19 protein-coding genes and 1 tRNA gene are annotated in these 25,570 nt (G+C 60.0%); 11 read left to right on the forward strand and 9 right to left on the reverse strand.

All coding sequences use genetic code 11. From position 1 onward, the window contains the following. Nucleotides 1-43: 43 nt before the first annotated feature. Genes FNU76_RS12995 through fepD form a run of 3 tightly spaced genes read right to left on the reverse strand, consistent with a single transcriptional unit; the run spans nt 44 to nt 2,930 of the window. Nucleotides 44-841 (reverse strand): ABC transporter ATP-binding protein, encoded by a 798-nt coding sequence (locus tag FNU76_RS12995; RefSeq protein WP_144278596.1) that lies wholly within the window; start codon nt 839-841, stop codon nt 44-46. Continuing rightward, a complete protein-coding gene (fepG, locus tag FNU76_RS13000; RefSeq protein ID WP_144278597.1) occupies nt 838-1,884 on the reverse strand; it encodes an iron-enterobactin ABC transporter permease in 1,047 nt (348 codons plus the stop codon). Before fepG ends, FNU76_RS12995 begins: the two co-directional genes overlap by 4 nt. Continuing rightward, a complete protein-coding gene (gene fepD / locus FNU76_RS13005; protein WP_144278598.1) occupies nt 1,881-2,930 on the reverse strand; it encodes a Fe(3+)-siderophore ABC transporter permease in 1,050 nt (349 codons plus the stop codon). Before fepD ends, fepG begins: the two co-directional genes overlap by 4 nt. A 143-nt stretch (nt 2,931-3,073) precedes the next feature. On the opposite strand from fepD, the gene entS reads away from it, so the two are divergent. Then, entirely contained in the window at nt 3,074-4,345 is a 1,272-nt protein-coding gene (entS, locus tag FNU76_RS13010; protein WP_144278599.1) for an enterobactin transporter EntS, read from the forward strand. A gap of 20 nt (nt 4,346-4,365) precedes the next feature. On the opposite strand, the gene fepB is transcribed toward entS, so the two are convergent. Then, nucleotides 4,366-5,421: a Fe2+-enterobactin ABC transporter substrate-binding protein gene (fepB, locus tag FNU76_RS13015; RefSeq protein WP_144278600.1), complete on the reverse strand. Its 1,056-nt coding sequence runs from the start codon at nt 5,419-5,421 to the stop codon at nt 4,366-4,368. Nucleotides 5,422-5,617: 196 nt separating this feature from the next. Here fepB and FNU76_RS13020 point away from each other — a divergent pair, with 196 nt between their 5' ends. Both FNU76_RS13020 and FNU76_RS13025 read left to right on the forward strand, forming a co-directional pair. Then, on the forward strand, nt 5,618-6,763 hold the full coding sequence (locus FNU76_RS13020) for an efflux RND transporter periplasmic adaptor subunit (protein ID WP_144278601.1): 1,146 nt from the start codon (nt 5,618-5,620) through the stop codon (nt 6,761-6,763). 2 nt (nt 6,764-6,765) lie between these two features. Further along, the gene (locus tag FNU76_RS13025; RefSeq protein WP_144278602.1) at nt 6,766-9,888 is read left to right on the forward strand and encodes an efflux RND transporter permease subunit; all 3,123 of its coding nucleotides are present in this window, start codon (nt 6,766-6,768) and stop codon (nt 9,886-9,888) included. Between the two features lie 71 nt (nt 9,889-9,959). Here FNU76_RS13025 and FNU76_RS13030 read toward each other — a convergent pair whose 3' ends face one another. Both FNU76_RS13030 and FNU76_RS13035 read right to left on the reverse strand, forming a co-directional pair. After that, a complete protein-coding gene (locus FNU76_RS13030; protein ID WP_144278603.1) occupies nt 9,960-10,403 on the reverse strand; it encodes a hypothetical protein in 444 nt (147 codons plus the stop codon). An 810-nt stretch (nt 10,404-11,213) separates the two neighbouring features. Continuing rightward, entirely contained in the window at nt 11,214-12,767 is a 1,554-nt protein-coding gene (locus FNU76_RS13035) for an RNA/DNA-binding domain-containing protein (protein ID WP_144278604.1), read from the reverse strand. 139 nt (nt 12,768-12,906) lie between these two features. On the opposite strand from FNU76_RS13035, the gene FNU76_RS13040 reads away from it, so the two are divergent. The 5 genes from FNU76_RS13040 (at nt 12,907) to FNU76_RS13065 (ending at nt 18,890) form a co-directional block, all read left to right on the forward strand. Continuing rightward, the gene (locus FNU76_RS13040) at nt 12,907-13,173 is read left to right on the forward strand and encodes a hypothetical protein (protein ID WP_144278605.1); all 267 of its coding nucleotides are present in this window, start codon (nt 12,907-12,909) and stop codon (nt 13,171-13,173) included. A gap of 783 nt (nt 13,174-13,956) precedes the next feature. Continuing rightward, nucleotides 13,957-14,892: a toll/interleukin-1 receptor domain-containing protein gene (locus tag FNU76_RS13045; protein WP_144278606.1), complete on the forward strand. Its 936-nt coding sequence runs from the start codon at nt 13,957-13,959 to the stop codon at nt 14,890-14,892. A 429-nt stretch (nt 14,893-15,321) separates the two neighbouring features. Next, nucleotides 15,322-15,741 (forward strand): hypothetical protein, encoded by a 420-nt coding sequence (locus FNU76_RS13050; protein ID WP_144278607.1) that lies wholly within the window; start codon nt 15,322-15,324, stop codon nt 15,739-15,741. A 19-nt stretch (nt 15,742-15,760) separates the two neighbouring features. Beyond that, nucleotides 15,761-16,258 (forward strand): hypothetical protein, encoded by a 498-nt coding sequence (locus tag FNU76_RS13055; protein ID WP_144278608.1) that lies wholly within the window; start codon nt 15,761-15,763, stop codon nt 16,256-16,258. 181 nt (nt 16,259-16,439) lie between these two features. Beyond that, on the forward strand, nt 16,440-18,890 hold the full coding sequence (locus tag FNU76_RS13065) for a S8 family serine peptidase (RefSeq protein WP_144278610.1): 2,451 nt from the start codon (nt 16,440-16,442) through the stop codon (nt 18,888-18,890). A gap of 167 nt (nt 18,891-19,057) precedes the next feature. On the opposite strand, the gene FNU76_RS13070 is transcribed toward FNU76_RS13065, so the two are convergent. The 3 genes from FNU76_RS13070 to FNU76_RS13080 form a co-directional block, all read right to left on the reverse strand. Next, nucleotides 19,058-19,699, reverse strand: coding sequence for a hypothetical protein (locus tag FNU76_RS13070; RefSeq protein ID WP_144278611.1), 642 nt, complete (start codon nt 19,697-19,699; stop codon nt 19,058-19,060). An 850-nt stretch (nt 19,700-20,549) separates the two neighbouring features. Continuing rightward, nucleotides 20,550-20,625: transfer RNA gene (locus FNU76_RS13075), tRNA-Ala, on the reverse strand. A 96-nt stretch (nt 20,626-20,721) separates the two neighbouring features. After that, nucleotides 20,722-21,882 (reverse strand): alpha-hydroxy acid oxidase, encoded by a 1,161-nt coding sequence (locus tag FNU76_RS13080; protein WP_144278612.1) that lies wholly within the window; start codon nt 21,880-21,882, stop codon nt 20,722-20,724. A gap of 133 nt (nt 21,883-22,015) precedes the next feature. Between FNU76_RS13080 and FNU76_RS13085 the strand changes: the two genes are divergently transcribed. From FNU76_RS13085 to FNU76_RS24120, 3 genes are all read left to right on the forward strand, one after another. Then, entirely contained in the window at nt 22,016-23,272 is a 1,257-nt protein-coding gene (locus tag FNU76_RS13085) for a glutamate-5-semialdehyde dehydrogenase (protein ID WP_144278613.1), read from the forward strand. Beyond that, nucleotides 23,253-24,269, forward strand: a complete 1,017-nt coding sequence (locus FNU76_RS13090; RefSeq protein ID WP_144278614.1) for a DUF2804 domain-containing protein — start codon at nt 23,253-23,255, stop codon at nt 24,267-24,269. Before FNU76_RS13085 ends, FNU76_RS13090 begins: the two co-directional genes overlap by 20 nt. Before the next feature lie 127 nt (nt 24,270-24,396). Beyond that, nucleotides 24,397-25,563, forward strand: coding sequence for a methyl-accepting chemotaxis protein (locus FNU76_RS24120; protein ID WP_179958109.1), 1,167 nt, complete (start codon nt 24,397-24,399; stop codon nt 25,561-25,563). Nucleotides 25,564-25,570: the final 7 nt, after the last annotated feature.

Genomic DNA, 25,570 nt, shown 5'->3' on the forward strand with positions numbered 1-25,570 from the left:
TAACCCTGCACGGGGTTGCCGCGAATCGGCAGTCAGGTAGGGTTTATTTCGGAATCACCAGCGGGGTATGGCTGACCGGATCGTCGATGATCAAGCACGGCAATCCAAACACCTCTTCCACCAAGGCCGCCGTGATCACCTCACGGGGAGCGCCCTGCGCCACGATCCGGCCTTCGCGCATGGCGACCAGGTGGGTGGCGTAGCGGCAGGCGTGATTCAGATCGTGCAGCACGGCGATCAGGGTCCGGCCGGCCGTTTCGCGCAGCTGCCGGAACAGGTCCAGGAGCTCGATCTGGTGGGCGATGTCGAGGTAGGTGGTCGGTTCGTCCAGCAGCAGCAACGGCGTTTGCTGGGCGAGCGCCATGGCGACGAAAACCCGTTGGCGTTGCCCGCCGGACAACTCGCCGACACTGCGTTCGGCCAGCGCAGCCACGCCGGTGGCGGCCATGGCCTGGGTCACCGCCTCTTCGTCGGCGCGGCTCCACTGCTTGAACAGGCTCTGGTGCGGGTAACGGCCGCGCGAGACCAGGTCGAGCACGCTGATGCCATCCGGCGCCACCGCGCTCTGCGGCAACAGTCCCAGCTCCCTGGCTATCTGCTTGGCCGGATAGCGGTGGATATCCTTGCCGTCCAGGCAGATCTGGCCCGCCTTTGGCGGCAGCAAGCGGCACAGGCTGCGCAGCAGGGTGGATTTGCCGCAGCCGTTGGGGCCGACGATCACGGTGAACGAGCCGTCGGGAATGCTGAGATCCAGCCCATCGCAGATCGTTTGCTGGCCATAAGCCAGCCGCAGCTTGCTGGCCGTCAGGCGGGCCGGCGGGGTGTCGTGTAGGAGCGTCATGTCGATTCGGGCCGTGATTGGCGCAGCAGCAGCCACACCAGGTAGATACCGCCAATGCTCACCGTGACGACGCCGACCGGCAGCTGGTGCGGCGGGAACAGATGTTGGGCGGCATAGTCGGCCGACAGCAGCAGCAATGCGCCGGTCCAGGCAGCGCCCAGCAGGGAGGTGCTATGGCTGCGGCTCAGGCGTTGGGCGATCTGCGGCGCGGCCAGCGCGATAAAGGAGATAGGGCCGGCGGCGGCGGTCGCGGCCGCCGTCAGGACAACGCCCAGGCCCATCATGGCCAGGCGGGTACGTTCGGCGGGAATCCCCAGCGCGCTGGCGCTGTCGTCACCCATCTCCAGCAAGTGCATGCGGCGACCCAAGGCCAGGACGGCAAGCACCGCCAGCAGGCAGAACAGCGCCGGGGCGGCGCCCTTGTCCCAGGTGATGCCATTCAGCGTGCCGGCGCCCCAGAGCGCGGCGCTCATGGCCGATTCCAGGCTGGCGCTGATGGTCAGCCAGGTGTTGAAGGCCGCCAGCATGGCGCTGACGGCAATGCCGACGATGATCAGCCGGAAGTTATCCACACCCTGTCGGTAAGCCAGCAGGTAGACCAGCAAGGCCGAGGCCAGGCCACCCAGCAAGGCGCCGCCGGCAATCTGGAAATAACTGCCTTGCAGCAGCACGATGGTGACCAGGGCGCCGGTGTGGGCGCCGGTGTTGAAACCGATCACGTCCGGGCTGCCCAGGGGGTTGCGTATCAGCGATTGGAAGATGGCGCCGCTCATGCCCAGCGCCCCCCCCACCACCAGTGCGAACACCACGCGCGGCAAGCGCCATTGCAGTACGACCGCCTGCAAGCGCGCCGGTCCCTCGCCCTGCAAGGCGAGGATGATCTGGTCCGTGCCCAGTGCCAGCGTGCCGGCTTGCAGCGCGCAGCAGGCCAGCAGCAGGCAGGCCAGGCATAGCAGGCTCCCGGTCAGCAGGCCGGCCGTATGCAGGCGCATATTCCAGCGGCCGTCCAGGCGGCCGATCAGCAGGGTGCGATGGCGGCTCATCGGCCGCCTCCCGCGAGGGTGCCGCGGCGCGCCAGCCAGATCAGGACCGGCGCGCCGATAAAGGCCGTGACGATGGAGACGCGCAGCTCGCCCGCCACCAGCAGGCGGCCGAGGATATCGGATGAAAGCAGCAGGATGGGTGCGAGCAGCAGGCTGAAGGGCAGTATCCAGCGCTGGTCGGTGCCCACCATCCAGCGGGCGATATGGGGAATCATCAAGCCGACGAAGCCGATCGGACCGGCGACCGCCGTACTGGCGCCGCATAGCAGGGTGATGGCCAATACCGCCACGACATGCACCCGGCGCGGCCGGCTGCCCAATGCGGCCGCCATCTCCTCGCCCATGCCCAGGATATTGAGCGGGCGCCCCAGCAGCACGGCCAGGATGCAGCCGACCACGATGGCGGGCGCCACCTGCAAGGCCAGGCCGAGGTCGCGTATGTCGAGCGAGCCGGCGCTCCAGAAACGGGCCTTGTCGAATACCCATGGATTGATCAAGGTCAGGCCGGACGACAGGCCCATCATGACCGCGCTGATGGCGACGCCGGCCAGCACGAAGCGCATGGGCTCCAGCCTGGCCGAGCCGTAGCTGCCAACCAGGTACACCAGGATGGTGGTCAGCAGGGCGCCGGTGAAGGCGAAGCCGAGGTAGCCGGCCGGCGAGCCGACGGCAAAGAAGGAGATGCCCACGATCACCGCGAAGCTGGCGCCGGCGTTGACGCCCAGGATGCCCGGATCGGCCAGCGGGTTACGGGTCAAGGCCTGTATCAGCGCGCCCGAAATGCCCAGTGCGGCGCCGGCCAGCAGCCCCAGCACGGTACGCGGTAAACGGCCTTGCCGGACGATGATGGCGTCGGGGTGGGCGCCGCTGCCGAACAGGCTGTCCAGTACCACCGTCAGTGCGATCGGCTTGGCGCCCAGCAGCAGGCTGGCCAGGACGATGGCCGCCAGCAGGACCAGGCACAGCAGTAGCCACGATAAGCGTTTGCGCAACAGGACCGATGAACTGCTAGGCGAGCCATATGACTGGGCCGAAGGGGAAGGCATGTGGGAGATCGATGGCAAATGAAAATCGTTATTATTTAGATTTCGGCGCTGTAATGTTACCATGCGACGCCTCCAGGTGGCACACGGGCAGGGTCCAGGACCTTGCCGGCGCGGTGCCGCCCCTCTCACCCGTTCGAGTCGCCATGCCCAAGCCTTCCTTACTGCTGGATTTCAGTCTGCTCAAGCAAAATCCCCATTTCCGTGCCGTTTTCGTGGCGCGGATGATGTCGGTTTTCGCACTGGGCATCATGTTGGTCGCCGTACCCGTGCAAATCCATGCCCTCACCGGCTCCTCCCTGCAGGTCGGTGCTGCCATGGCCCTGGACGGGGTCGGCATGTTTATCGGCTTGATGTGCGGCGGGGTCCTGGCGGACCGTTTCGACCGGCGCAAATTGATCCTGTTGGCCCGCGGCCTGTGCGGCGTGGGTTTCCTGGTGCTGGCGCTGAACAGCTTTGTCGCCGCGCCTTCGGTCGCCGCGCTTTACCTGGTTTCGCTGTGGGACGGCTTCTTTGGCGCCATGGGCATCACCGCCCTGATGGCGGCCACGCCGGGCCTGGTGGGCAGGGAGAACCTGCCCGCAGCCGGCGCGCTCAGCATGCTGACCGTGCGCTTCGGCGCCGTGTTGGCGCCGGCGGCCGGTGGCTTGATCATCGTCGGTGCGGGCGTCAGCTGGAATTACCTGCTGGCCGGCGTCGGTACCCTGGCCACGCTGATCCCGCTGACCCGCTTGCCCAGCCTCAAGCCCGAAGGGTATGAGCCGGAGCATCCGCTGCGGGCCCTGCAGGATGGCTTCCGCTTTCTGTGGCAGAACAAGGTGGTAGGTGCCGTGGTGATGGTCGGTACCTTGCAGGCGCTGCTGAGTGCCGTGCGTGTGCTGTTCCCCGCGCTGGCGGAGCAAGGCTATGACGGCGGTGCGGCGGAAGTGGGGCTGATGTATTCGGCCGTGCCGCTGGGCGCCATGGTAGGCGCCTTCACCAGCGGCTGGGTGGGAGGCTTGCGCCGGCCCGGCCTGGTGATGCTGGGCTGCGTACTGGCTTCGTCGCTCGGTGTGGTGGCGCTGGGCGCTATCCACTACCTGGCGGCCGGTCTGTTGCTGCTGGTCCTGCTGGGCTATCTCGGTTCGATCGCCTCGCTGTTGCAATTCACCCTGGTGCAGGACCATACCCCGGACCGTCTGCTGGGCCGGGTCAATAGCCTATGGAATGCCCAGGACGTGGTCGGCGATGCAGCCGGCGCGCTGGGCATGGGCGCGCTGGCCCGCTTCTTCGCCCCCTTGTTGGCGCTATGCCTGTTTGGCGGCGCCGCCACCGCGGTAGCCGTCATGATGTGCGGGGGGTTTGCCTCGCTGCGGCGCTTGAATGGCCGATCGGGCGGCGAAGACGGCCAGGCGGGCGAGCTGGCCGAGCAAGGTTGACGGGTAAATCCCGGCGGTTCCTATGCCGGGCCCGGGAATAGCTGCTGCAATCGCGTCAGCAGCTTGCTGGCGCTGTAGTAGTCGAGGCGGAAATTATCCCTTCCCATGGCGAAGACCTGCTTGCCGGTGACCGCCGGGTTGCGGGCGAGAAAGCGGTTGCGCTTGAGCTGCTCGGCAACGGCTTCGTTGGCGGCGAACAGCAGCAGGCTACGGCCTTGCAGGCCATCGGCGAATTTTTCGCCCGATAGCTGGATGATGTCGCGCCGCACCCCCATGCTGCGGTCGCCCTTGACGCTCTCGGGCACCTCGGCCAACTGGAAGCCCAGATCCTTCAGCAGCTTGCCTTGGGCCGATTCGGCGGTCCAGACATTGGCGCCCGAATCATCCTCGTAATACACCATGGCGGTGGTCGGCTGGGGCGGCAGGCGCAGCTTGGCGCGGGTCTGCTCCGCCTGTTGGGCGAAGCGTGCGATCGCCGCGGCGGCATCCGCCTCGTGGCCGGTCGCCTTGCCCAGGATCGTGGCCAGCTCCTGCCAGCTCTTGTCGTCGTAGTTGATGACCAGGGTCGGGGCGATCAGATTGAGCTGCTCATACAGCTTGAGCGCGGAATCGCCGCCGGTGCCGGCCATGATGATCAGATCGGGGTTGGCGGCAATGATGGCCTCGGCATTCGGCTCGCCCTGGTACAGCGGTTTCACGCCGCGTGCCGTGGCGACATCGGCCCACTGGCTGAAGTAGCCCTGCGCATCGGTGATCGGCGTACCGGCCTTGGTGGCGCCGCTGGCAACCAAGGGTGCATTGATGGTCAGCAGCGTGCCGGTCAGGGTGACGCTGGTGGAGACGATGCGCAGCGGCCTTTGCTCCAGCACGATATCGCCCCTGACGCTGGCGATGGTGCGCGGCCATTGGCCCGCTTGCGCCGACGCGGCTGTCTTGGGTGTGGCCGCCGCCGTGGCAGCCGGTGGCTTGGCGGTAGTCGGACCGGTGTCGCAGCCCGTCAGCAACGATAGCGACACAAGTAGGCACGCCAGGCCGGCCGGCAGGCGGCGGGGCGGGCCGGAGAGAGAGTGGGTCATGCTCGATGGTCCTTCGGGTGTTTGCGTACTTGATTAGTAATGATAAGTGTTATCATTAATATGATTATTATCATTTGTTCAATGGTAACCGACGCGGCCCGTCCGTGTCCGCTGCCATATGGACTGTTCATGGCTTTAACCCGGGAGTGACCTGCTTGCGGCTGCCTCAAGGCGGTCGCGGGCATGGTGTCGAAACATGCTGAAGAAAATTGCTTATCTGTGCTTGCCCATGGGCTTGCTGGGCTGTGGTGCGGCTGCCGAGGGTGAGCCCCCACCCATGCCGGCGCCCAAGGTGGGAACCGTGGTATTGGCAGAGCAGGATGCCGTGATACGCACTGAACTGGCAGGCCGCACCGCCGCTTACCGGGTCGCGGAAATCCGCCCGCAGGTCGCCGGCATCGTGCAACGCCGCCTGTTTACCGAAGGGGCGGAAGTCAAGGCCGGCCAGGTCCTGTACCAGATCGAAGCGGCCAGCTACCAGGCCGCGCGCGAGCAGGCCGAAGCCAGCTTGCACGACGCCAGTGCCAATCTGGATAGCCAGCAAGCCAAGCTGACCCGCCAGGACGAGCTGATCAAGCTGAAAGTCGTCAGCCAGCAGGCGCACGATGATGCCAAGGCGGCTTTCCGCCAGGCACAAGCCAACTACAAATCGCGCCAGGCCGCCCTGAAAGCCGCTTCCCTTGAACTGGAACGTACCCGCGTGGTGGCACCCATCAGTGGCCGTATCGGCCGCTCGACCGTCAGCGAAGGGGCGCTGGTGAGCCTGGGCCAGGTCCAGCCCATGGCGACCTTGCAGCAACTCGACCCCATCTATGTCGATATCGTCCAATCCAGCCAAGCCTTGCTGCAGCTCAAGCGGCAATTGGCCGGCGGCATGCAGTCCGGGCGTGCCCGGGTCGCCTTGAAGCTGGAAGACGGCAGCGCCTACGAACATCCCGGCGTACTGCAGTTCGCCGAGGTCAATGTCGACCCCGCCAGCGGCGCGGTCACCCTGCGGGCACAGTTCCCCAATCCGGATGGGCTGTTGCTGCCGGGCATGTTCGTGCGCGCCGAGGTGGAGCAGGGCGTGCGCCGCCGTGCCCTGCTGGTACCGCAGCAAGGCGTGACCCGCAACGAAAAGGGCCAGCCCACCGCACTGGTGGTCAACGCCCGTAATCAAGCCGAAGCCCGGCTATTGCAGGTCCAGGGCACCCAGGGCAAGCATTGGATCGTTACGGCCGGCTTGCAAGCCGGCGACCGGCTGATCGTGGACGGCCTGCAGCGCGCCGTGGTCGGCCAGCCGGTGGAGCCGGTCGCGCTGGCGCCCGCCACCGCATCCGTCGCCAGCAAGCAAGGCGGTTGATCATGCTGGCCCGCTTCTTTATCGAGCGTCCGGTGTTCGCCTGGGTGCTGGCGACCGTCATCATGCTGGCCGGCGGCCTGGCGATGGCGATCCTGCCGGTATCCAAATACCCCGATATCGCACCGCCCTCCGTGATGATCACCGCCAACTATCCCGGCGCGTCGGCCGAGGTGGTGGAAAACAGCGTGACCCAGGTGCTGGAGCAGGAGCTCAAGGGCCTGGACAACCTGATGTACTTCAACTCGACCAGTAGCGCCGCCGGCCGGGCCGAGATCATGCTGACCTTCAAGCAAGGCACCGATCCCGATGTGGCGCAGGTGCAGGTGCAGAACAAGGCCAGCCAGGCCAGCAGCCGCCTGCCGCGCCAGGTGCAGCAGAACGGCCTGGTCGTGACCAAGCAGCAAGGCAGCTTTCTGATGATCGCCGCCTTCTACGACAAGACCGACCGGCGCAGCGATACCGATATCTCCGATTGGCTGTCCAGTACCCTGCAGGACCCGCTCAGCCGCGTCGAGGGGGTGGGCATGGTGCAGAATTTCGGTTCGCCCTATGCCATGCGCGTCTGGCTGGACCCGCACAAGCTCAACGGTTACGGCTTGATGCCCACCGATGTCACCAAGGCCATCGCCGAGCAGAATACCGAGGTATCGGTGGGCGAGCTGGGCGCGCGGCCGTCTTCGGATGAGCAGCAGCTCAACGCCACGGTAACGGCCTTGTCGCGCTTGCAGTCGGTTGAACAGTTCCGCCAGCTGGTGTTGAAGACGCGCTCGGACGGTGCGGTGGTGCGCCTTGCCGATGTCGCACGGGTCGAACTGGGTAGCGAGGATTACAGCAGCACCTCGCGCCTGAATGGCCATCCGGCCTCCGGCCTGGCCTTTATGCTGGCGCCCGGCGCCAACGCCCTGGACACCGCCGAAGCAATCAAGGCCAAGGTAGCGCAATTGGCGGGCGCGTTCCCGGCCGGCATCGAGGTGGCCTATCCGGAAGACACCACCCGCAGCGTCAAGCTATCCCTCCGCGAAGTGCTCAAGACCCTGGTCGAAGCGGTGGTGCTGGTGGTGCTGGTGATGTACCTGTTCCTGCAGAACTGGCGCGCAACCTTGATTCCCGCCATCACCGTACCGGTGGTGCTGCTGGGCACCCTGGCGGTGCTGGCACTGGCCGGCTATTCCATCAATACGCTGACCTTGTTCGCCATGGTGCTGGCCATTGGCCTGCTGGTGGACGATGCCATCGTGGTGGTGGAAAACGTCGAGCGCATCATGCGCGAGCAAGGCCTGGACGCCAGGTCGGCCACCCTGGCATCGATGCGGGAGATCACCGGCGCCCTGGTCGGCATCGCCATCGTGCTGGGCGCGGTCTTTCTGCCCATGGCCTTCTTCAGCGGTTCGGTGGGGGTGATCTACCGTCAATTCTCCGTCACCATCGTGGCAGCCATGGCCTTGTCGGTGGTGGTGGCCGTCTGTCTTACCCCGGTGCTGTGCGCCACCTTCCTCAAGCCGGAACATGGACAGCCACGCGGCCTGTTCGGCTGGTTCAACCGGCGGTTCGAGCAAGCGCAAACGGGATACGGCAAGCAACTGCGCAGCCTGCTGACGCGGCCGGTGCGCTTCAGCCTGGTCTACCTGGCCATCGTGGGCTTGATGGTCTTCCTGCATCACCGCCTGCCTACAGCCTTTGTCCCGGATGAGGACCAGGGCACCGTGATGGTGCAATTCAATCTGCCCAGCGGCGCGACCTATCCGCGTACCGCCAAGATCGTGCAGGCGGTCGAACGCCACTTCCTGGAAGGGGAGAAGGCCGATATCGATGCCATCTATACCTTGTCCGGTTTCAGCTTCGGCGGTTCCGGCCAGAATGCCGGCATGGCATTTATATCGCTGAAGGACTGGTCGGAGCGGCAGGGCGCCGAGCACAGCGCCGCGGCGATCGCCGAGCGGGCCAATGGCGCGCTGAGCGAATTGCGCGATGCCGACGTATTCAGCATGGTATTGCCGCCCATCGATGGGCTGGGACAAACCAATGGTTTCGAATTCTGGCTGCAGGACATCAGCGGCCAGGGACAAGCCAAGCTGGTGGAAGCGCGCGAGCAGTTGGTAAATCTGGCCCAGCAGGACAAGCGGCTGATGGCGGTACGAGCCAACGGTAGCGACAACACGCCGCAATTGCGGGTGGATATCGACCAGGCCAAGGCCTCCGTATTGGGTTTGGACCTGACCGATGTGAACGGTACCCTGGCCACGGCTTGGGGTGGCGCCTACGTCAACGATTTTGTCCACCACGGCCGGGTCAAGAAAGTCTTCGTCCAGGCCGATGCGCCCTATCGTTCGCGTCCCGAGGATATCTCGCTATGGGCCGTGCGCAGCGGCAATGGCGCCATGGCGCCGTTCTCCGCCTTTGCCGACACCCGCTGGGACAACGGCCCCGCGCAGCTGCGCCGCTACAACGGCCTGCCGGCCATGCAGGTGTTCGGCTCGGCGGCCGGCGGGGTCAGCTCGGGCGAAGCCATGGAAGCGATCGAGAAGATGGCTGCCCGGCTACCGGGCACCAACTACGAATGGAGCGGACTGTCCTACCAGGACAAGCTGTCCAGCGGCCAGGCGCCACTGCTGTATGCCGCTTCCATCCTGTTTGTCTTTCTCTGCCTGGCGGCCTTGTATGAAAGCTGGACGGTGCCGTGCGCGGTACTGCTGGTATTCCCCTTGGGCGTGGTCGGCGCCATGCTGGCCGTGACCGTGCGGGGGATGCCCAGCGATATCTACTTCCAGGTCGGTTTGCTCACGACGATCGGCCTATCGGCCAAGAACGCCATCCTGATCATCGAGTTCGCCGAAGCCGCCGTAAAACAGGGCGCGACCGCGTTGGAAGGCGTGATCGAAGGCGCCCGCCTGCGGCTACGCCCCATCGTCATGACCTCGCTGGCCTTCGGCGCCGGCGTCATCCCCCTGGTCATCGCCGATGGTCCGGGCTCGGCCAGCCAGAACGCCATCGGTACCGGCGTACTGGGCGGCGTGCTCTCCGCTACCGTACTGGCGATCTTCTTCGTACCACTGTTCTATGTACTGGTGCGGGCCTTGCCGCTACGTCGAGGCAAGGAAGCGGCTCGGCGCTTGGCCATGGAATAGGATCTCGACATGCGTTGATACACCAAGGGGACGGGATGACCGTCCCCTTGGTGCTTTTGACGGCACACGATCTACTTGCGCGTTCCTGACTTGAGTGCAGGCGGACCGAATAATTTGACGACCGCGGTGTACTCCGACGGATTGACTTGGCCGGCTTGGCGCGGCCGGGGCTCGAGCGAGGATAGATAGACGCGATACTTGCCGACGACCTTGGCGTGGCGGTCAAGCTGCTCGGAACCCCCATCCCAGGGGAGGGCGATCACCTGCGGCTTGATATGCGGCCCATACACCCAGAAGAGCGCAACGGCTTCCCCCGCGACCGCGCAGTTCACGTCGGAGGGACAGCGGGTGTCGTGGTAGCCGGCGAAATGCAATTGGATATCGCCGGGAGCAGGAGGCGCCGCCTGTTGGAAGCGCATGGTCAGCTGCAATGGTTCCTGCGGACTGGGCGCTGCTTGCGCCAAGGCGGAAGCGGCGAGCAGCGAGGCAGCGAGTAGGTAGCGTAGCTTGGTCATTGTATTTTCCATGAGGCCGGCTTTCATTGGTTAAGACGTCATGAGCGGGACAAGGATATAGCATAGGCGGCGCGTGGAAATACGCCGTGGGCGTGTTGGAGGGGTTGGGGCTTGAAGAAGTTGCAGGGGTGTGGAGAACTTCCCTGGGGCCAGCAGTCTCCATTCCAATGGAGGAAGTCAGTAGTGGTCGCCCTTGGGTATGAGAAACAGTTGGAGAACCGCCAATACTCAGGGCGCCATATGAAGCGATCGACAAGAGTATTGAAATGACACGAAAAAGCTCGGCACATGAGGTGGCCATGGAGCGCGTCAAGCGGGTCATCCATACACGCAATGCCTCAGGGCTCTCAGCTAAGGCTCAAGAGCTTGAACAGCGGTTGATCCCCGAAAGAGTGATAGTTTATGTAGCGTCTGGTTCAACCGGCAAAGGACGGGCCACAGCAGGACAAAGCCCATTAGAGAGCAAGCTGGGCAACTCGCTTCCCGTCATGATGCGAAGGGCAACATACAACGCTTAGTCACTAAAGCTGCTAAGGCCTGCCGAGAGGTGACTCCGCAATTGGCGCTTGGCTCTTACGCTCATGGCGCTCACGAGATACCTCGATCACACGGGTTTGGAAACAGCGGTTTTCGGGCTCCTGCTCTTTGAAGAATTTCCTTGCTTGGCGAAGCGCATCTTCTCGATCTAAGTGGGTCTTCATCGAACTCCCTTTGCTTTTATTTTTTTGTGGTGGTGGGGGCTAGCGGACGACTTGCAATTGAGGCCAATGAGCACTAGTGCGGGTGACTGCAGACTTTGGGGGGTAGATTTCAACCCAGTCTGTCACCAGGATGCATCTCCAGCCAACGTTGTCCGAGAACAGTCAAGCGGTAGCGCTGGCTACGGCTGTTGGGCTTTTCGGGCAAGGTCATTTCAATCAGGCCCATCTCCAGCGCAGGCAGCAGATAGGCCTGGCGGAAATGCGGCGTGTGCTTCAAGCCCAAGGTTTCTTGCAGTGCACTGCGAGTGTGCTCGCCCCGTGCTGCCGCTGCCAGCAACCGCATTACTTCCCCGGTGACTTGGTCGGTGACTTGGTCGGTGACTTGGTCGGTGGGCGAAACACTCCCCCTTGCCAGGGGATGACTGGGCAAGCTAATTGCAAACGAGAGTCGATCCTCATCCGTTTCGAAAAGCGGCGCGGGCGAGCCGTTGGCGGACATCACCTTGAGTATTTTCGGGATACCCGTCGCGCGGCCTTCGGTCAGGTCAAGCTCTTTCAGAAATTCGCCGATCCGCCGATTGCGGTAGCGACGGCTGACTGCCCGCCCTGCTTGAAGGTCCTCCAGCCGTATGGATCGATCCGGGCCGGGGAAGCTGACGACGACCAACTCGTCGTGGCTGATGCGCACTTCGATGGGTTCGCGCTCCTCATAGGAACGGTGATATACCGCGTTGACCAAGGCTTCCTCAATGGCAGCGTAGGGAAAGTTCCAAACCCGCGTGGCCTCGGCGCGGTCCGGGTGCTTGAGCACGGTTTCGATCAAAAAGTTGCGCTGAATGTAACTCAGGGCCTCACGCGTCATGCGCGCCAGCGGCCCCTTGAAAATCTTTTCTTCAAAGCGATCACCGCCCGCGCCTTCGGGAAACCAAACCACATCAATTTGCACGCCCGGGAAGAATCGCTCAGGCGTCTCATTGAAAAACAGTAGGCCCACGTTCTTTGGCCATGGTGATTCGGTGGGGCCACCCGCCACGTTCATTTGCCGCGCCAACGCCTCGACCGACGGCCTCGGCGCATCTGCCGCCAGCGCACTGCCCACTTCCTGCAAAAAGGCCTGCATCAGCGGTTTGGACAAATCATCGATCCGTGCAGACTGGTTGTAGCGGTCGTCAAACGGCACCTTGGCCGCCAGGCTCAGCAACTCCTGCTCGGTCTCGCCCTTGGCCTCCACCGTGCTGCTATAGCGCCGGATGTAGTAGCGCCACATCTTCTTGTTGGCGGTGACGGCTTCCGGTGCCTTGTAGGGCCGATTCTGGCCGCCCGGTGCCCACAGCACGATCAGTTTACGCCCCTCAACTTCCTCAATGCTCAACACAGGGAAGTACGGCGGCTGGATCAACTGGCAGGTAGCCAGCAAGTCCTGCTGAATCTTGTCGAGCTGGTTGTCGGCCAGCCCCACGGGTGGGAACACAGGTTGGCCGTTGGCATCGCAATCCTGTCCGATCACCACATAACCGCCGCCGAGGTTCTCGAAGTCGTTGGCAAAGGCGCACACTGTGCGGATGATTGCGTCCGGATTCCATCCAGACTTGTACTCGATGCGCTCGCCTTCGACCGTGCGCTGGCGCAGCAGGTCGGTGAGGTTGATGGGGAGTTTGCTCATATTTACTCCTCACCCGCCAGTCTGGCTACCGACCAGAAGTGGTCGAAGTCGGCCAATTTGGTTTTGACTTCGCTCCAACCGGGGGTGTTCTTTTTAGAAGTCATCTCAGGTGTTTCCTGTGGCGATCAGGATTTCTTCTATGTCAGCGGTTATCCGAAATTCCCGGGTAACTGAATATTTATCTGTGCCGCTGTCGGTACTAATTGGTGCGACGATTGGGAATGAACATGGCATCCATTCCGCAGACCTGCCCACCCACACCTTTGAACTTCGCAACACAAGCAGCGATTTTCTGGAACACGCTTTGTTTTTTGGTCAGGAATTGCGGATTAAGCGCATCGGATTTACACACAAGTTCTCAAAATTGGATTGGCGAAAAAAAACCCCCCAATTATGCCCCGGATGAGCCCGGCTTCTAGTGGATGGAGTCGGACGGCTGTGCACGTAAAAAACGGCTGATGCCCTTGTATTTGCTGGGCTTACAGGCCTCTTTAGAACTGCCTGGATATGTGCTATGTGCCGAAGGGCTATCGAACTGTTGCTATAACGCTACGATTCTTAAGGGGTTTTGTTGTGTGGTTGATTGATGTTGCCCCCAAAGTTGCCCCCATCTATCGTCGGGTGCCTCTTGTCGTCTGTGCTTTCTTTCGCTGCGTATAGACATGAGCATAGCACGAGCTTTTGCCGTACTTCATACCAGCCTAGGTATCGCTGACGAGGGGCAGGCGTTGGGTCGGTTATATTTCTGAGACGTGGCCGGCGAAATGCCCCGCGTGGAAATTTCGTTTCAAGCCTTCTAAACGTGCTGGCCGGTGAGGTGCAGTGCTGTTTGTAGAGAGCCGGCGCATTACGTCGGGGTGGCCCCAAACGAAACCGCTTGAAAATTCTGTGACTAGCGGCACCGCGCGGGTACGCCGACCCGCAGGCGCCGGAGATCGGCAGGGACCCCGGCCTTTCTAGCGTTGCATCGCTTGCTTGAGCGTTTGAGACAAGCGAGTGAGCAGGTGCTAAACAAAAAAACACTGCCAAGTTGCCTGTACATGCCACCTTCATCTATACAGCCTTGATACCGTGGCGAATTCAGCGACAAAAGCCTTCAGCGACTGGCTCCACGTAAGTGCGCTCTTGGAGTAGCCTTCGCTCGCAGAGCCTGTCAAGCGTTGTTAGAAGTAGCCGACCAGGAGGGAGTATGGAAGGTATTTCATTTGTACGAGAATCGCATTTAGTGATCGCAGAAGGTTGTTATCTCCCACGAGCCGATTTGTTGGGACATATTGACCATTTCCTTCACCATATCGTATTCATTCATCCAGAACTCAAGCAATACATCCCTAAATTGTTGGAAGTAGACGTGTTCGTTTCTTGGGATGAAGATAAATTTCTGCTGTTCATTTCATCAGATAAACGCGCGCATCTCCCAGCTCGTGGAATGGAAACCACGAATCCTATACTACGAGAACCGAACTGTGAGTTTTTCCGAAACCACAACGCTCCGCTTGACATTAGTGAGCGAGATATGGTCAAGCAGAGTTTTTTACAGATGCAATTTACAGCAGGATTCGCAGCTGCTGGAATCTTCCCGGCGGGAGCTTATACGGAAGAAGCAACGGCCACAAAGCAGATAGTTGGTGAAAAAATCGCGGAGCTAATTAAAAATTGGGCGCAGGCAAGGAGACAGGCCGTGGAAAACTCCAGCATTTTTTTAAGCCATAAAGGCATTAACAAACCGCTGATCGAAAAGGTTGATCGGACATTGCGACTCCTGAGCCTGAAAACATGGTTTGATCGTGATGACCTTGTGGCGGGAGATACCCTGGTTAGAGGTGTTGATAATGCATTCGCAAGTTGTGCAGCAGCAGTATTTTTTATTTCAAGCGAATTCGTAGATGCAGGTGTCATTCGCAAAGAAATTGACCGTGCTCAGCATGAAGCCGCCATGCGTAGTGATGGATTTCGTATCATCATGCTGGTGTTAAGCCAACACGGCGGCAGCGATGAGAAGGTACCAGCATCGCTCAAAACGCTTGTCTGGAAGACAGTAGATGATATTGAGATCGTACCCCACATCCTTAGGGCACTTCCCCCTCATATGCAAGGACTAATCCGATATAACCCTGCTGCGTAGCAAGTGGGCTTGTCCACCGCGAATCCCACATACCGCCCGTAGTTGTAACCCGAAGGATCGACAATCAGCGTGCGGCGGCCTGGTGCGTTGACTGCCATCACCTTGCGTCGCTGGCCGACGTTTAGGCAAGTGCGACCGGGTAGCCAGTCGCGGTCCGCCAAGAGGTAATTGGCGAAGTCGTCGTACTCAGCTTCGGTGAGTTCGCGGGTCCCGACGACAACGGCTAGTTCCCCGATCCGCATGCGCTCGAATCTTCCAGGGTCCCCCGCCCACTTGAGGCTCCTTACGACTTTATCCAGCTGAAAACCCCACTTGCGTAGGCCATTTGACCTGCTATGCAAGGATCGAAATTCTCACTATTATGTGCGACTAAAATACCTTTCTTCTCAAGGGAAGATCATAACAACGCATCATCAGGAGGTTGAAAGGATGTTGCAAAATAAGAATTGGTTTGCCAGTTTTCTGGCTATAGCCTTGAGTACGTTTACTACACAGGCTTGTGCGGCCGTCCAACCAAGCAATGCGGAATCGCAAAACAGAGAGGCATCGGACCCCGGAACGGATGAAATAATGATCCGCTTCAAAGAGCCATTCCCGTCTCAAAGCCCAGCCATAACAAAAGGTCCCATGTTGCAAGCAATAGCTGCACGCTACCGGCTGATTATAACTTTTTGCGAAACCCGTAATAATGATGTGCAAATGTGGCAGCTAAACAAGAAAATCTCCCACGCTGATGCAGAGCGCTTCTCTAAAGAAATACAGGCGAGTAGTTTGCTGGTTGACTACGCATCGCCTAACTATCGACTGCTCAAAATCGATCGCATAAAAACCATATCCGCGCCAAACTAGTGAGTTCGCATTAGTATGCGTGGCCAAAGCACCTTCCTTTGCGAAGGAAATCAACATAAATGCATATCAGGAGGCTGGAAATATGTTTAAACATAGCAACGGGCTTGCCATCATCTTGGCGTTCATCCTAAGCGCGTGTGCAGCACAGGCGCTTGAAACCGTCCCACCGAATAGTGCGTCGCCGCAACGCAAGGAGAAAATAGATTTTGGGACGGATGAAATACTTGTCCGCTTCAATGATTCACGCAAATCGAAAGACCAAGATCCAAATTTAGTTAAACGACCCATTCTGCAAGCCGTAGCGGCACGTCGAGGACTAAAAATTACATTCTCCCACGTCAATACCTATGGGCAATACATGTGGAAGCTAGACAAAACAATCCCCCACTCCGACGCTGAAATCCTCGCCAAAGAAATCAAAGCAAGCAATGTACTTGTAAAATCAGCCGAGCCGAATTATCACTCATTTAGTATTGACACTCCTCTTTTGGTGACGCCGGTAATTACGCCTAACTAACGCAGGAACGATTTCTGTCTCGCATTCCGCGTTGAAGATGCGAATCACAAAATTATAATAGCTAGCCAATAGCCAATAGCCAATAGCCAATAGCCAATAGCCAATAGCCAATAGCCAATAGCCAATAGCTAATAGCCAATAGCTAATAGCTAATTGCCACACAACACTCCCTGGAGCAGGAATGAATCGCCGCACTAAACGCATTTCGCTTTATAAAAAATACAGCATAATTTTATCGTTAGCCCTCGCCATGCAAGCTGCAACTGGAGATCCTTCCACTCCGGCTGATTCAAACTATCTAGGCACGACAAATGAAATAGTTATTTGGTACAAGAACGCCAACAGCTTGGATGCCTTGACTGAAACCACGAGCAAGACGAATACGAGCAAAATTCACGCTGCGGCAATTCGACACGGCCGGAAAATGGAGCTATTGAACGCAAACGAATTTGGCCGGACCATCTGGAAGCTCGATCGCTATATTTTCAATGCTGATGCAGAAATTCTTGCTGCTGAAATAAAGAAAAGCGACAGCCGAATATCGTCTGCGCAACCAAACTACCGAATGCTTGCACCACAGAGCATGACTCCCAACGATCCGAATTGGTCTGCTCAATGGAATATGCAAAATTCGCTTGTTGGAATTAACGCGCCTGCCGCCTGGGATTTATCGACGGGCGCAGGAGTTATTGTCGGCGTATCGGATACTGGCTACCGCCCGCATCCGGATTTCAATTCCAATCTTATACAAGGTATGGATTTCATAATGGCTGAGGTCATCGGCCGAGATGGCCAGGTTGGTTGGCCGGATGTAAAAGCTAGCCGTACGCATTATCCTGTTTTCGGGGATCGTGACCGTGACGCGACAGACATGGGAGACTATCACCTATCATGGCCCCGTGATTCTTCTTGGCACGGCACCTGTCTGATAGGCATTATTGCTTCAAAAACAAATAATGGAACCGGCAATGCCGGAATAGCATATGACGCGAAAATATTACCTTTGCGCGTAGCTGGGTGGCAAGGGGCTTCAGATACGGATTTGGCCGATTCAATTTATTGGGCAGTTGGTGGCGGAGTAAAAGGCCGGCAATACCATATGGGCCAGCCAGTTGATTTCACTCTAGAGAAAAATCGCACCTTAGCAAGAGTTATCAATGTTTCTATGCGCCGATCCGGAGCCTGCGCAGAAAATGTACAATGGGCGATCAACGAAGCCAGAAAAGCTGGGGCAGTAGTAATCGCCGCAGCGGGGAATGACAACCAAGATGTTAGCGGTAATACCCCAGCAAATTGCGACGGCGTCATAACAGTTGCAGCACTTGAACCATCTGGCGCACGTGCTTCCTACTCCAATTTCGGTTCGAAAGTGGATATTGCGGCACCGGGCGGCGCTTTTATAAACAATAGTGTTCGTGACGCTATCGTTACACCATCTAATGATGGAAAGACAACACCCGGAAAAGACAACTATAGTTATGAGGTGGGTACGTCTTTAGCCGCGCCGCACGTGAGTGGCGTCGTGGCACTTATGCTATTAGCCAATCCAAACTTAAGCCCCGATCAAGTTGAAACGATACTAAAGGCGACTTCACATCGTTTCGTGGGAAGTTGCGCGGGTTGCGGCGCCGGTATGCTGGATGCGTATTCTGCTGTTCTGGCCGCAAAGGGTATGTTCATTCGGCCTTTTACTGCCAACGCTACGGGAACCAATCTCGATACGTCCCGTCCCTCACTTAACGTCACTCTAAACGTTGAGCAAAGCGACATAGGCAAAACCGGAAATATCTACATACAAGCAGTAACAAAAAACGGCAGTAGCTACTTTTTGTTGCCCACTGGGTGGGTTTCAAGCGAGATCAGTGCTCCTTTACCCTATCGTATTACAACATTGGGCACCCACGAAATTCCCGTATTAACTGGAAGCCAGCTACCATTCCAAGTTGCCGACCTAAAAATCTATGCGGGCTACGGATTAAACGAATATGATTTCGTGACGAATAGAAGACATGGTCTCTTATATGCCTTTGCAGATACTCAACCGACAACTTGCAGCCTAACTGTCGCGCCATCCGTTATTGCAAAAGGTGCGGAATTCAGTTACACGGTCGGCGGTGCTAACTTGCCTAATAATGCACAAGTATTTTGGTACGGCACAAAGGATGGTGTCGCAGATGCAAACGGCGATTTGCAAGGGAATATATCGGTTTTCCCGACGGCTTATAGGTTTGTCAGTCAAGCAGGCCAAAAAGGGAAGTACGTTCGCTATCTGCAAATTCGTAATTCAATTGGCGAGACTGTTTGCACCACAAATGCCGTCTCAACAGAAATGCTGGCTGCTCCTACTTGCACGTTGAGTTCCTCTCCGGCAGTTGTGCCAGCAGGCAAGCCATATTCCTATGCAATTAATGGCGCGAACCTACCGCCAAATTCCGAAGCGTATGTGTTTGGCACAAAGAACGGTATACCCGACGTTTCGGGTGCATTTTTTTCTACCTTGGTGGCACTGCCAGCTGACTACGCTTATACCAATCAACAAGGCTGGGCTGGCACCTACCATCGATATATGGAAATTCGGCAAGGTGGGGTAACAATCTGCAAGACTAATACTGTCAGTAATACATTGCAGTAAATTCGCAGTGGAGTGGCGTGCGGGCACGCAAACTCGATACTACATCAAGCCAAACAAAATGTCCCCGCTTAGGCGGGGATAATTGCTTGTAAAACTGGCACATCCGTCGCCGCGAAGGCATTCCCACAGGCAAATGGTAATTGCAGCTCGCTTATTGGCGGACTGCCTTATTTCACCGGTACAAATGCGCGAAAATTCTTTTCGCGCAGGGCTTCCACAATCTTGTCCGTGTACTGCATAAGCTTCTCTTGGCCGCCCACGATGTTGTTTTCAGCAATCATGGCCTTCCACAATCCTTCGCGAGTCTCCGCGCAGATGCCACCGAATGCGCAATTCTGGAGTAGCGTCGGGTCGTCTGCGGCGGTACAGGCCAGGCCCATGCGACAGGCGGCCAGTGTCGTCGCCATTTCCAGTATTTCGCGGTCGGCTTTGGTCAACCAGGCCCCATCGAAATACCGGCTGGGCTCGCCATTCTTGTCATTGCCCAGCGGCGCGGCAGATAGCAACAGCGATTCGATCAAATATGGATCATTCGCCGATTCCAGCAACTTAATCGCGGCGGCGGCATCGGTCCTTGCGGAAAAATAAGGGTCGGCGCTGGTCTTTTTGATATTGGAATAGAAGTCGGCTAGCAAAGGGTCCTTGTTGATATCCGCCATGAATCCATCACAGCGCTGATGGATTTTGCCTTCGGCGGCGTGCCGTTTGGCGCGGGTCGTCGGGTCGTCCTGGCTTTCCGCTGGGGGTCGGTTTGCCAAGGAACCGAGGTTATTACTACAAGTCCGCGCCAGACTGTAGGCATAGAGCAAGCCGCCTTGTTCCGGGAATAGTTTGGCTTGGTTGGCGAAGGCATAAAGGTTCTTGGCATTCGCATACGCGCTCGCCAAGGACTGCCGAGGCGGCGGCTCGGCCGCTTGCGCCGGGGTCTGAGCCAGGGCCGCGCTATACACGATTTGCGGCTCGGTATCCGAGTGGCGGGCAGCCGCATGGCTGGCGGGCACGCTGTCTACTTTCTCGGGCGTTGCTTGCCCATACCCTTGCGTAAAGGCAAAGGCCGCCACCATGATGGCGCCGACGCCTGCTGCGTAATAGTAAACGGTGGGTTTCTTTAACATCGCGTCATCACTTTTAAATTCATTAAAACGTTAGATTTGCCCCGCGTGTTGCCCAGGAAAGCCGAACGTCCATACCGGCTAGCTTACCCTCTGTTGCAGTTCGCGGCTTCTGCTACGCCCGAGCCTCTGACCAAGCTGCCGAGCAGGGCGGCCAGCGCGATAGAACCCATGATATTCACCACGTTAAACGTTTCGCTGCCGAGAATTTAGCTATTTGTCGGGAGGTACAAACGCCAAGATGGAAGCCGAATGGGCCAAGCTTTGAATACGCGAGATACGCGAATCAATAGGGAAATCTAATGGAACCGATGGCGACGCCATGCGGTGGTGACGGGACGTAAAAGTGCCCATGAAAATCATTTCCTACTCCCAAAACCCCCGCGCCTTTTCGGCCACGTTTTGAATATTTGTTGCCCCCAATATTGCCCCCTCTTGCCCTGGGATTGCAACGGACTTGCTTGGATGATTGCGGACGAAGGAAAGGCGTTAAACCTTGTATCTGATTGGCTTTTAGGACCTTTTTGGAATTTCTTGGAAGGGTATTTGGTGGACCGAAGGAGGATCGAACTCCCGACCTCTGCATTGCGAACGCAGCGCTCTCCCAGCTGAGCTATCGGCCCGATGTGAAACGAAGCAAAAAAATAATAGCCGCTGCATAGCATGCCGACAAGCGCGCCGGCGGGCTGATGCAGCGAGGGGTCTGGCGCTGCGCCGGCCTAGCAAGGCTGGGTCGGATAGGTCCCCGGCACCAGGATGTCGCGCGTGACTTTGCGGATATCGACATGCCCGCAAAAGGCCATGCTGAGGTCCAGTTCGCGGGCGATGACTTCCAGGCAACGCGTCACGCCGGCTTCTCCCTGCGCGCCCAGGCCATACAGGAAGGCGCGGCCGATCAGGGTGCCCTTGGCGCCCAGGGCGATGGCTTTCAGCACATCCTGGCCGGAGCGGATGCCGCCGTCGAGCCAGACCTCCATATCGCGGCCCACCGCCTCGGCGATGGCCGGCAGGGCCGAGATGCTGGAGGGGGCGCCGTCCAGCTGGCGGCCGCCGTGGTTGGAGACGATCAGCGCATCGGCGCCGCTGTCGCGGGCCAGGCGGGCGTCTTCCGCGTCCATGATGCCTTTCAGTATCAATTTTCCGCCCCAGCGGCGCTTGATCCACTCCACGTCGGCCCAGTTCAAGGCGGGGTCGAACTGGGCAGCCGTCCAGGCGCTGAGCGAGGAGAGGTCCGCCACGCCTTGCACATGGCCGACGATATTGCCGAAGCTGCGGCGGCGCGTGTGCAACATATCCCAACACCAGGGCAGCTTGCCGGCCAGGTTGATCAGGTTGGCCAAGGTGGGTTTGGGCGGCACGGATAGGCCGTTGCGCAGATCCTTGTGCCGCTGGCCGAGGATCTGCAAGTCCAGGGTCAGGACCAGGGCGCTACAACGCGCGGCGCGGGCGCGCTCGATCAGGCTTTCGATAAAGGCACGGTCCTTCATGACATAGAGCTGGAACCAGAACGGCGCCTGGGTATGGGCCGCGACGTCCTCGATGGAGCAGATGCTCATGGTCGAGAGGGTGAAGGGCACGCCGAAGCGTTCGGCCGCACGAGCCGCCAGGATCTCGCCGTCCGCGTGCTGCATGCCGGTCAATCCGGTCGGCGCCAAAGCCACCGGCATGGCGACGCTGGTGCCGGCCATATCGCTACGCAAGCTGCGCTGCGCGATATTTACCGCCACCCGCTGGCGAAACTTGATTGCCTGGAAAGCCTGCTCGTTCGAACGATAGCTGCCCTCGGTCCAGGAGCCGGAGTCTGCATAGTCGTAAAACATGCGCGGTACCCTTCGCTTGGCCTGTAAGCGGAGATCTTCGACACAGGTGATCAATGGCATGACTTTTCTCGTCTAAATGGTCTTTGGGCAACAGCGAATCCAGAAAATCCTTGTCCCGCCGGTCTGTGGCCGGCAGGCAGGAGGTGATTCTGGCAGAATCGATGCCAGCCATGTTTCGACGGAGCAAGCCGCAATGGATGTGCAGACTTATATGACCGAGCTGGGCCGTGCCGCGCGCGCGGCCTCGCGCCAGATCGCCCGGACGGATACCAATGCCAAGAACGCCGCCTTGCATGCGATGGCCGCCGCCATCGAGCGCGATGCCGAGCAATTATTGGCGGCCAATGCCGCCGATATGGCGGCCGCGCGTGCCGCCGGCCTGGACGAGGCGCTGTTGGACCGCCTGGCGTTGACGCCCAAGGGCGTCGCGGCCATGGCCGAAGGCCTGCGCCAGATCGCCGCGCTGCCCGATCCGGTGGGGGAGATGGGCGATTTCGCCTACCGTCCGTCCGGTATCCAGGTGGGCAAGATGCGGGTGCCCCTGGGCGTGATCGGCATCATCTACGAGGCGCGCCCCAATGTGACGGCCGACGCCGCCGGCCTGTGCCTGAAGTCGGGCAATGCCGCCATCCTGCGCGGCGGTTCGGAGGCGCTGCGCTGCAACCAGGCGATTGCCGCGCTGGTACGCGAAGGCCTGCGTAGCGCGGGCCTGCCGGAAACCGTGGTGCAGGTGGTGGAGACGACCGACCGCGCCGCGGTGGGGGCCTTGATCACCATGAGCGACTATGTCGATGTAATCGTGCCGCGCGGCGGCAAGGGCTTGATCGAGCGCATCACGCGCGAGGCACGTGTACCGGTCATCAAGCACCTGGACGGGATCTGCCACGTCTATATCGATGACGAGGCCGACCCGGACAAGGCGCTGCGTATTGCCGACAACGCCAAGACCCATCGCTACGGCACCTGCAACACCATGGAAACGTTGCTGGTGAACGAAACCGTGGCCGAGCTGATCCTGCCGCCGCTGGGCGAAATCTATCGCGCCAAGGGTGTCGCCCTGCGCGCCTGCCCCCGCACCCGCGAATGGCTGCCCGACGCCGAGGCCGCTACCGAGGCGGACTGGCGGACCGAATACCTGGCGCCCATCCTTGCCATCCGCGTCGTGGCCGATCTGGACGAGGCGATCAGCCATATCAATGAATACGGCAGCCACCATACCGATGCCATCGTGACCGAAAACTATGGCAAGGCGCGGCGCTTTCTGCGCGAAGTCGATTCGGCCAGCGTGATGGTGAATGCCTCGACCCGCTTCGCCGATGGTTTTGAATATGGCTTGGGTGCGGAAATCGGTATTTCCACCGACAAGATCCACGCGCGCGGCCCGGTGGGGCTACATGGCCTGACTAGCCAGAAATGGGTGGTGCTCGGTGATGGACAGATTCGCGTCTGATCTGCCGGCTGCGCCGGCGTCGCTCTACGATGCGGCGGGCCAGCCGCTGCAAGGTCGCTTTGCCGGCCGCTGCGACCGGCTCGACTGGCGCGGTCTGCCCGCGGCCTTGCAGCGTCCCGGCTGGTGGCGGCTACTGCATCACAAGCGTTGGCAATATATCGGTATCGCCTGCGGCGACTGCTTTATTGGCTGCGCCATTGTCGATGTCGGTTGGACCAATACCGCTTTTGCCTACCTGTTCGACCGGGCCAGCGGCAAGGTGATCGGCTCGCTGTCGCGCGATGGCCTGCCGGGACTGACGGCGAAGGTGGCCGATGTGCCCGCCACGGGCGAGGCCAGCCGCTTTGCCTGGCTGGGGGCGCGGATAAGCTTTATCGAGCAGGAGGCGAACCTGTTCAGCCTGGCGGTCAGCGGGCCTGGCGGTTTTCGGGTGACGGCCGAGCTGGATGGCCGCAACACGGCGCCCTGGCTGTTTGCCTGCGGGCCGGTGGAGGGAGGCGTTTGGCATGCTACCCACAAATCGCCGGCGCTGGCGGTACGAGGCGAGGCGCATGCGGCAGGCAAGGTTTTCCCGCTGGATGGCGCCCATGCCAGCCTGGATCATTCCAATGGGCTATTGCCGCGCGATACCCGCTGGCTATGGGCCTCCGCCCATGCCGCCGAAGTCGGCTTCAATCTACAGGCGGGCTATTTCGGTAATCACGAAAATGTCCTGTGGCTCGATGGCAAGCTGATCGCCCTGGGGGCCGCCCGCTTCGAGTTCGATCCGGCCGATACGCAGGCGGTGTGGCGTGTCAGTACGGATGACGGCCTATTGGACTTGCGTTTCCAGCCGGAAGGCGAGCGGCGCGAGGATCGCAATCTATTGATCGCCGCCAGCCACTATGTCCAGCCGGTCGGTGTTTACTCAGGCTGGGTAAGGGCTACGATGGATGAGGCGCCCAGGCTGATCGAAGGCTTGCTGGGCGTGGCGGAGCAGCATCACTCCCGCTGGTAGGGCGATGGAGGGGCGGCAATATAAAGTTGCCCTTGCCTGCATCCGGCCGTGGCGAGCGGCTGTGCGCCGCCTATTATGAAGTTCAGCGGCAGGCACAACTGCTTCGCCCAACCGCCCCGGAGCCCATATGCAAACACTGACTTTCACCCAACGCGCCTGGTTGGCGTTCGTACTGCTTGCCCTGCTGAATCTTGCCACCGCCTTGGCCGCCAGCCTGGGTTGGGGTAGCGGAGCGGTCTGGGGAATGGCCGGCGTGGCGGCAGTGGCGGCACTGGTCGGTGGCGGCTGGTGGGTCAACGCCACCAACCAGAGTGTCGGCAAGGTCGAGACGGCGCTCAAGCATATCGAACAAGGCAATTTCCAGTTCCGGCTGGAGACGGAGTCGGGTGATGAGTTCGCCAGCACGATTGCCGCGGTGAAGTCGCTATCCGGGCGCTTGCATACCTTGATGGAAGCGGTGACGTCCTCGTCCAGCAAGATGGCGGCCGAATCGGCGCATCTGGACCAGGCGGCGGAATCGCTGGCCAATCAAACCGGCCAGCAGAGCAAGCAGGCGATGCAGGTCAGCGCGGCGACCGAGCAGATGAGCATGTCGGTCACCGATATCAGCCGGGCGACGCAGGAGACGGCCGAGAGTGCCATGCAGGCCAAAGTAGTGGTCCGCGAGGGCGAAGCCAATATGCAGGCCAGCCTGGCTTCCACCAGCCGTATCGTGGAAGTGGTGGGCGAGGCCCGTTCCACCCTGGATGACCTGAACCAGGCCGTGGCCCGGATCGGCAGCATGACGGGCACCATCAAGGAAATCGCCGACCAGACCAATCTGTTGGCCCTTAATGCGGCCATCGAGGCTGCCCGCGCGGGCGAGTCGGGACGCGGCTTCGCCGTGGTGGCCGACGAAGTGCGCAAGCTGGCTGAACGCACGACCCAGTCCACCCAGGACATCAGCAATAATGTGACCAATATCCAGATGGTGACCCAGGCGACGCTGATGACCATGGACGATGCGGTGGCGGAAGTCGCCAACGGTACCGCTTCGATCGAGGCCAGCAGCCGCAATCTGGAGGCGGTGGCGATGGCGGCCGAACGTACGGTGGAGATGACCGGGCAGATTTCGACGACCTTGCGTCAGCAATCCTCGGCAGCCGACGCGGTGGCGAGTACCATAGGGCGGATGACGGATACCATCGACGCGAGTAATCGCGAGGCGCAGGATGTGGCCGTATCGGCCGACCGTCTGGCACAAACCGCCAAGGCCTTGCAGGACCTGGTGGCTCAATTTGAACGATCGCGGTAGGCACGGA

The organism is Chitinimonas arctica (assembly GCF_007431345.1).
GTDB classification, from domain to species: Bacteria; Pseudomonadota; Gammaproteobacteria; order Burkholderiales; family Chitinimonadaceae; genus Chitinimonas; species Chitinimonas arctica.

Bases quoted from the DNA above. Each gene is read 5' to 3' on its own strand.
- FNU76_RS12995 (WP_144278596.1), bottom strand. From the start codon at position 841: ATGACGCTCCTACACGACACCCCGCCGGCCCGCCTGACGGCCAGCAAG.
- fepG (WP_144278597.1), bottom strand. From the start codon at position 1,884: ATGAGCCGCCATCGCACCCTGCTGATCGGCCGCCTGGACGGCCGCTGG.
- fepD (WP_144278598.1), bottom strand. From the start codon at position 2,930: ATGCCTTCCCCTTCGGCCCAGTCATATGGCTCGCCTAGCAGTTCATCG.
- entS (WP_144278599.1), top strand. From the start codon at position 3,074: ATGCCCAAGCCTTCCTTACTGCTGGATTTCAGTCTGCTCAAGCAAAAT.
- fepB (WP_144278600.1), bottom strand. From the start codon at position 5,421: ATGACCCACTCTCTCTCCGGCCCGCCCCGCCGCCTGCCGGCCGGCCTG.
- FNU76_RS13020 (WP_144278601.1), top strand. From the start codon at position 5,618: ATGCTGAAGAAAATTGCTTATCTGTGCTTGCCCATGGGCTTGCTGGGC.
- FNU76_RS13025 (WP_144278602.1), top strand. From the start codon at position 6,766: ATGCTGGCCCGCTTCTTTATCGAGCGTCCGGTGTTCGCCTGGGTGCTG.
- FNU76_RS13030 (WP_144278603.1), bottom strand. From the start codon at position 10,403: ATGACCAAGCTACGCTACCTACTCGCTGCCTCGCTGCTCGCCGCTTCC.
- FNU76_RS13035 (WP_144278604.1), bottom strand. From the start codon at position 12,767: ATGAGCAAACTCCCCATCAACCTCACCGACCTGCTGCGCCAGCGCACG.
- FNU76_RS13040 (WP_144278605.1), top strand. From the start codon at position 12,907: ATGTCAGCGGTTATCCGAAATTCCCGGGTAACTGAATATTTATCTGTG.
- FNU76_RS13045 (WP_144278606.1), top strand. From the start codon at position 13,957: ATGGAAGGTATTTCATTTGTACGAGAATCGCATTTAGTGATCGCAGAA.
- FNU76_RS13050 (WP_144278607.1), top strand. From the start codon at position 15,322: ATGTTGCAAAATAAGAATTGGTTTGCCAGTTTTCTGGCTATAGCCTTG.
- FNU76_RS13065 (WP_144278610.1), top strand. From the start codon at position 16,440: ATGAATCGCCGCACTAAACGCATTTCGCTTTATAAAAAATACAGCATA.
- FNU76_RS13080 (WP_144278612.1), bottom strand. From the start codon at position 21,882: ATGCCATTGATCACCTGTGTCGAAGATCTCCGCTTACAGGCCAAGCGA.
- FNU76_RS13085 (WP_144278613.1), top strand. From the start codon at position 22,016: ATGGATGTGCAGACTTATATGACCGAGCTGGGCCGTGCCGCGCGCGCG.
- FNU76_RS13090 (WP_144278614.1), top strand. From the start codon at position 23,253: ATGGACAGATTCGCGTCTGATCTGCCGGCTGCGCCGGCGTCGCTCTAC.
- FNU76_RS24120 (WP_179958109.1), top strand. From the start codon at position 24,397: ATGCAAACACTGACTTTCACCCAACGCGCCTGGTTGGCGTTCGTACTG.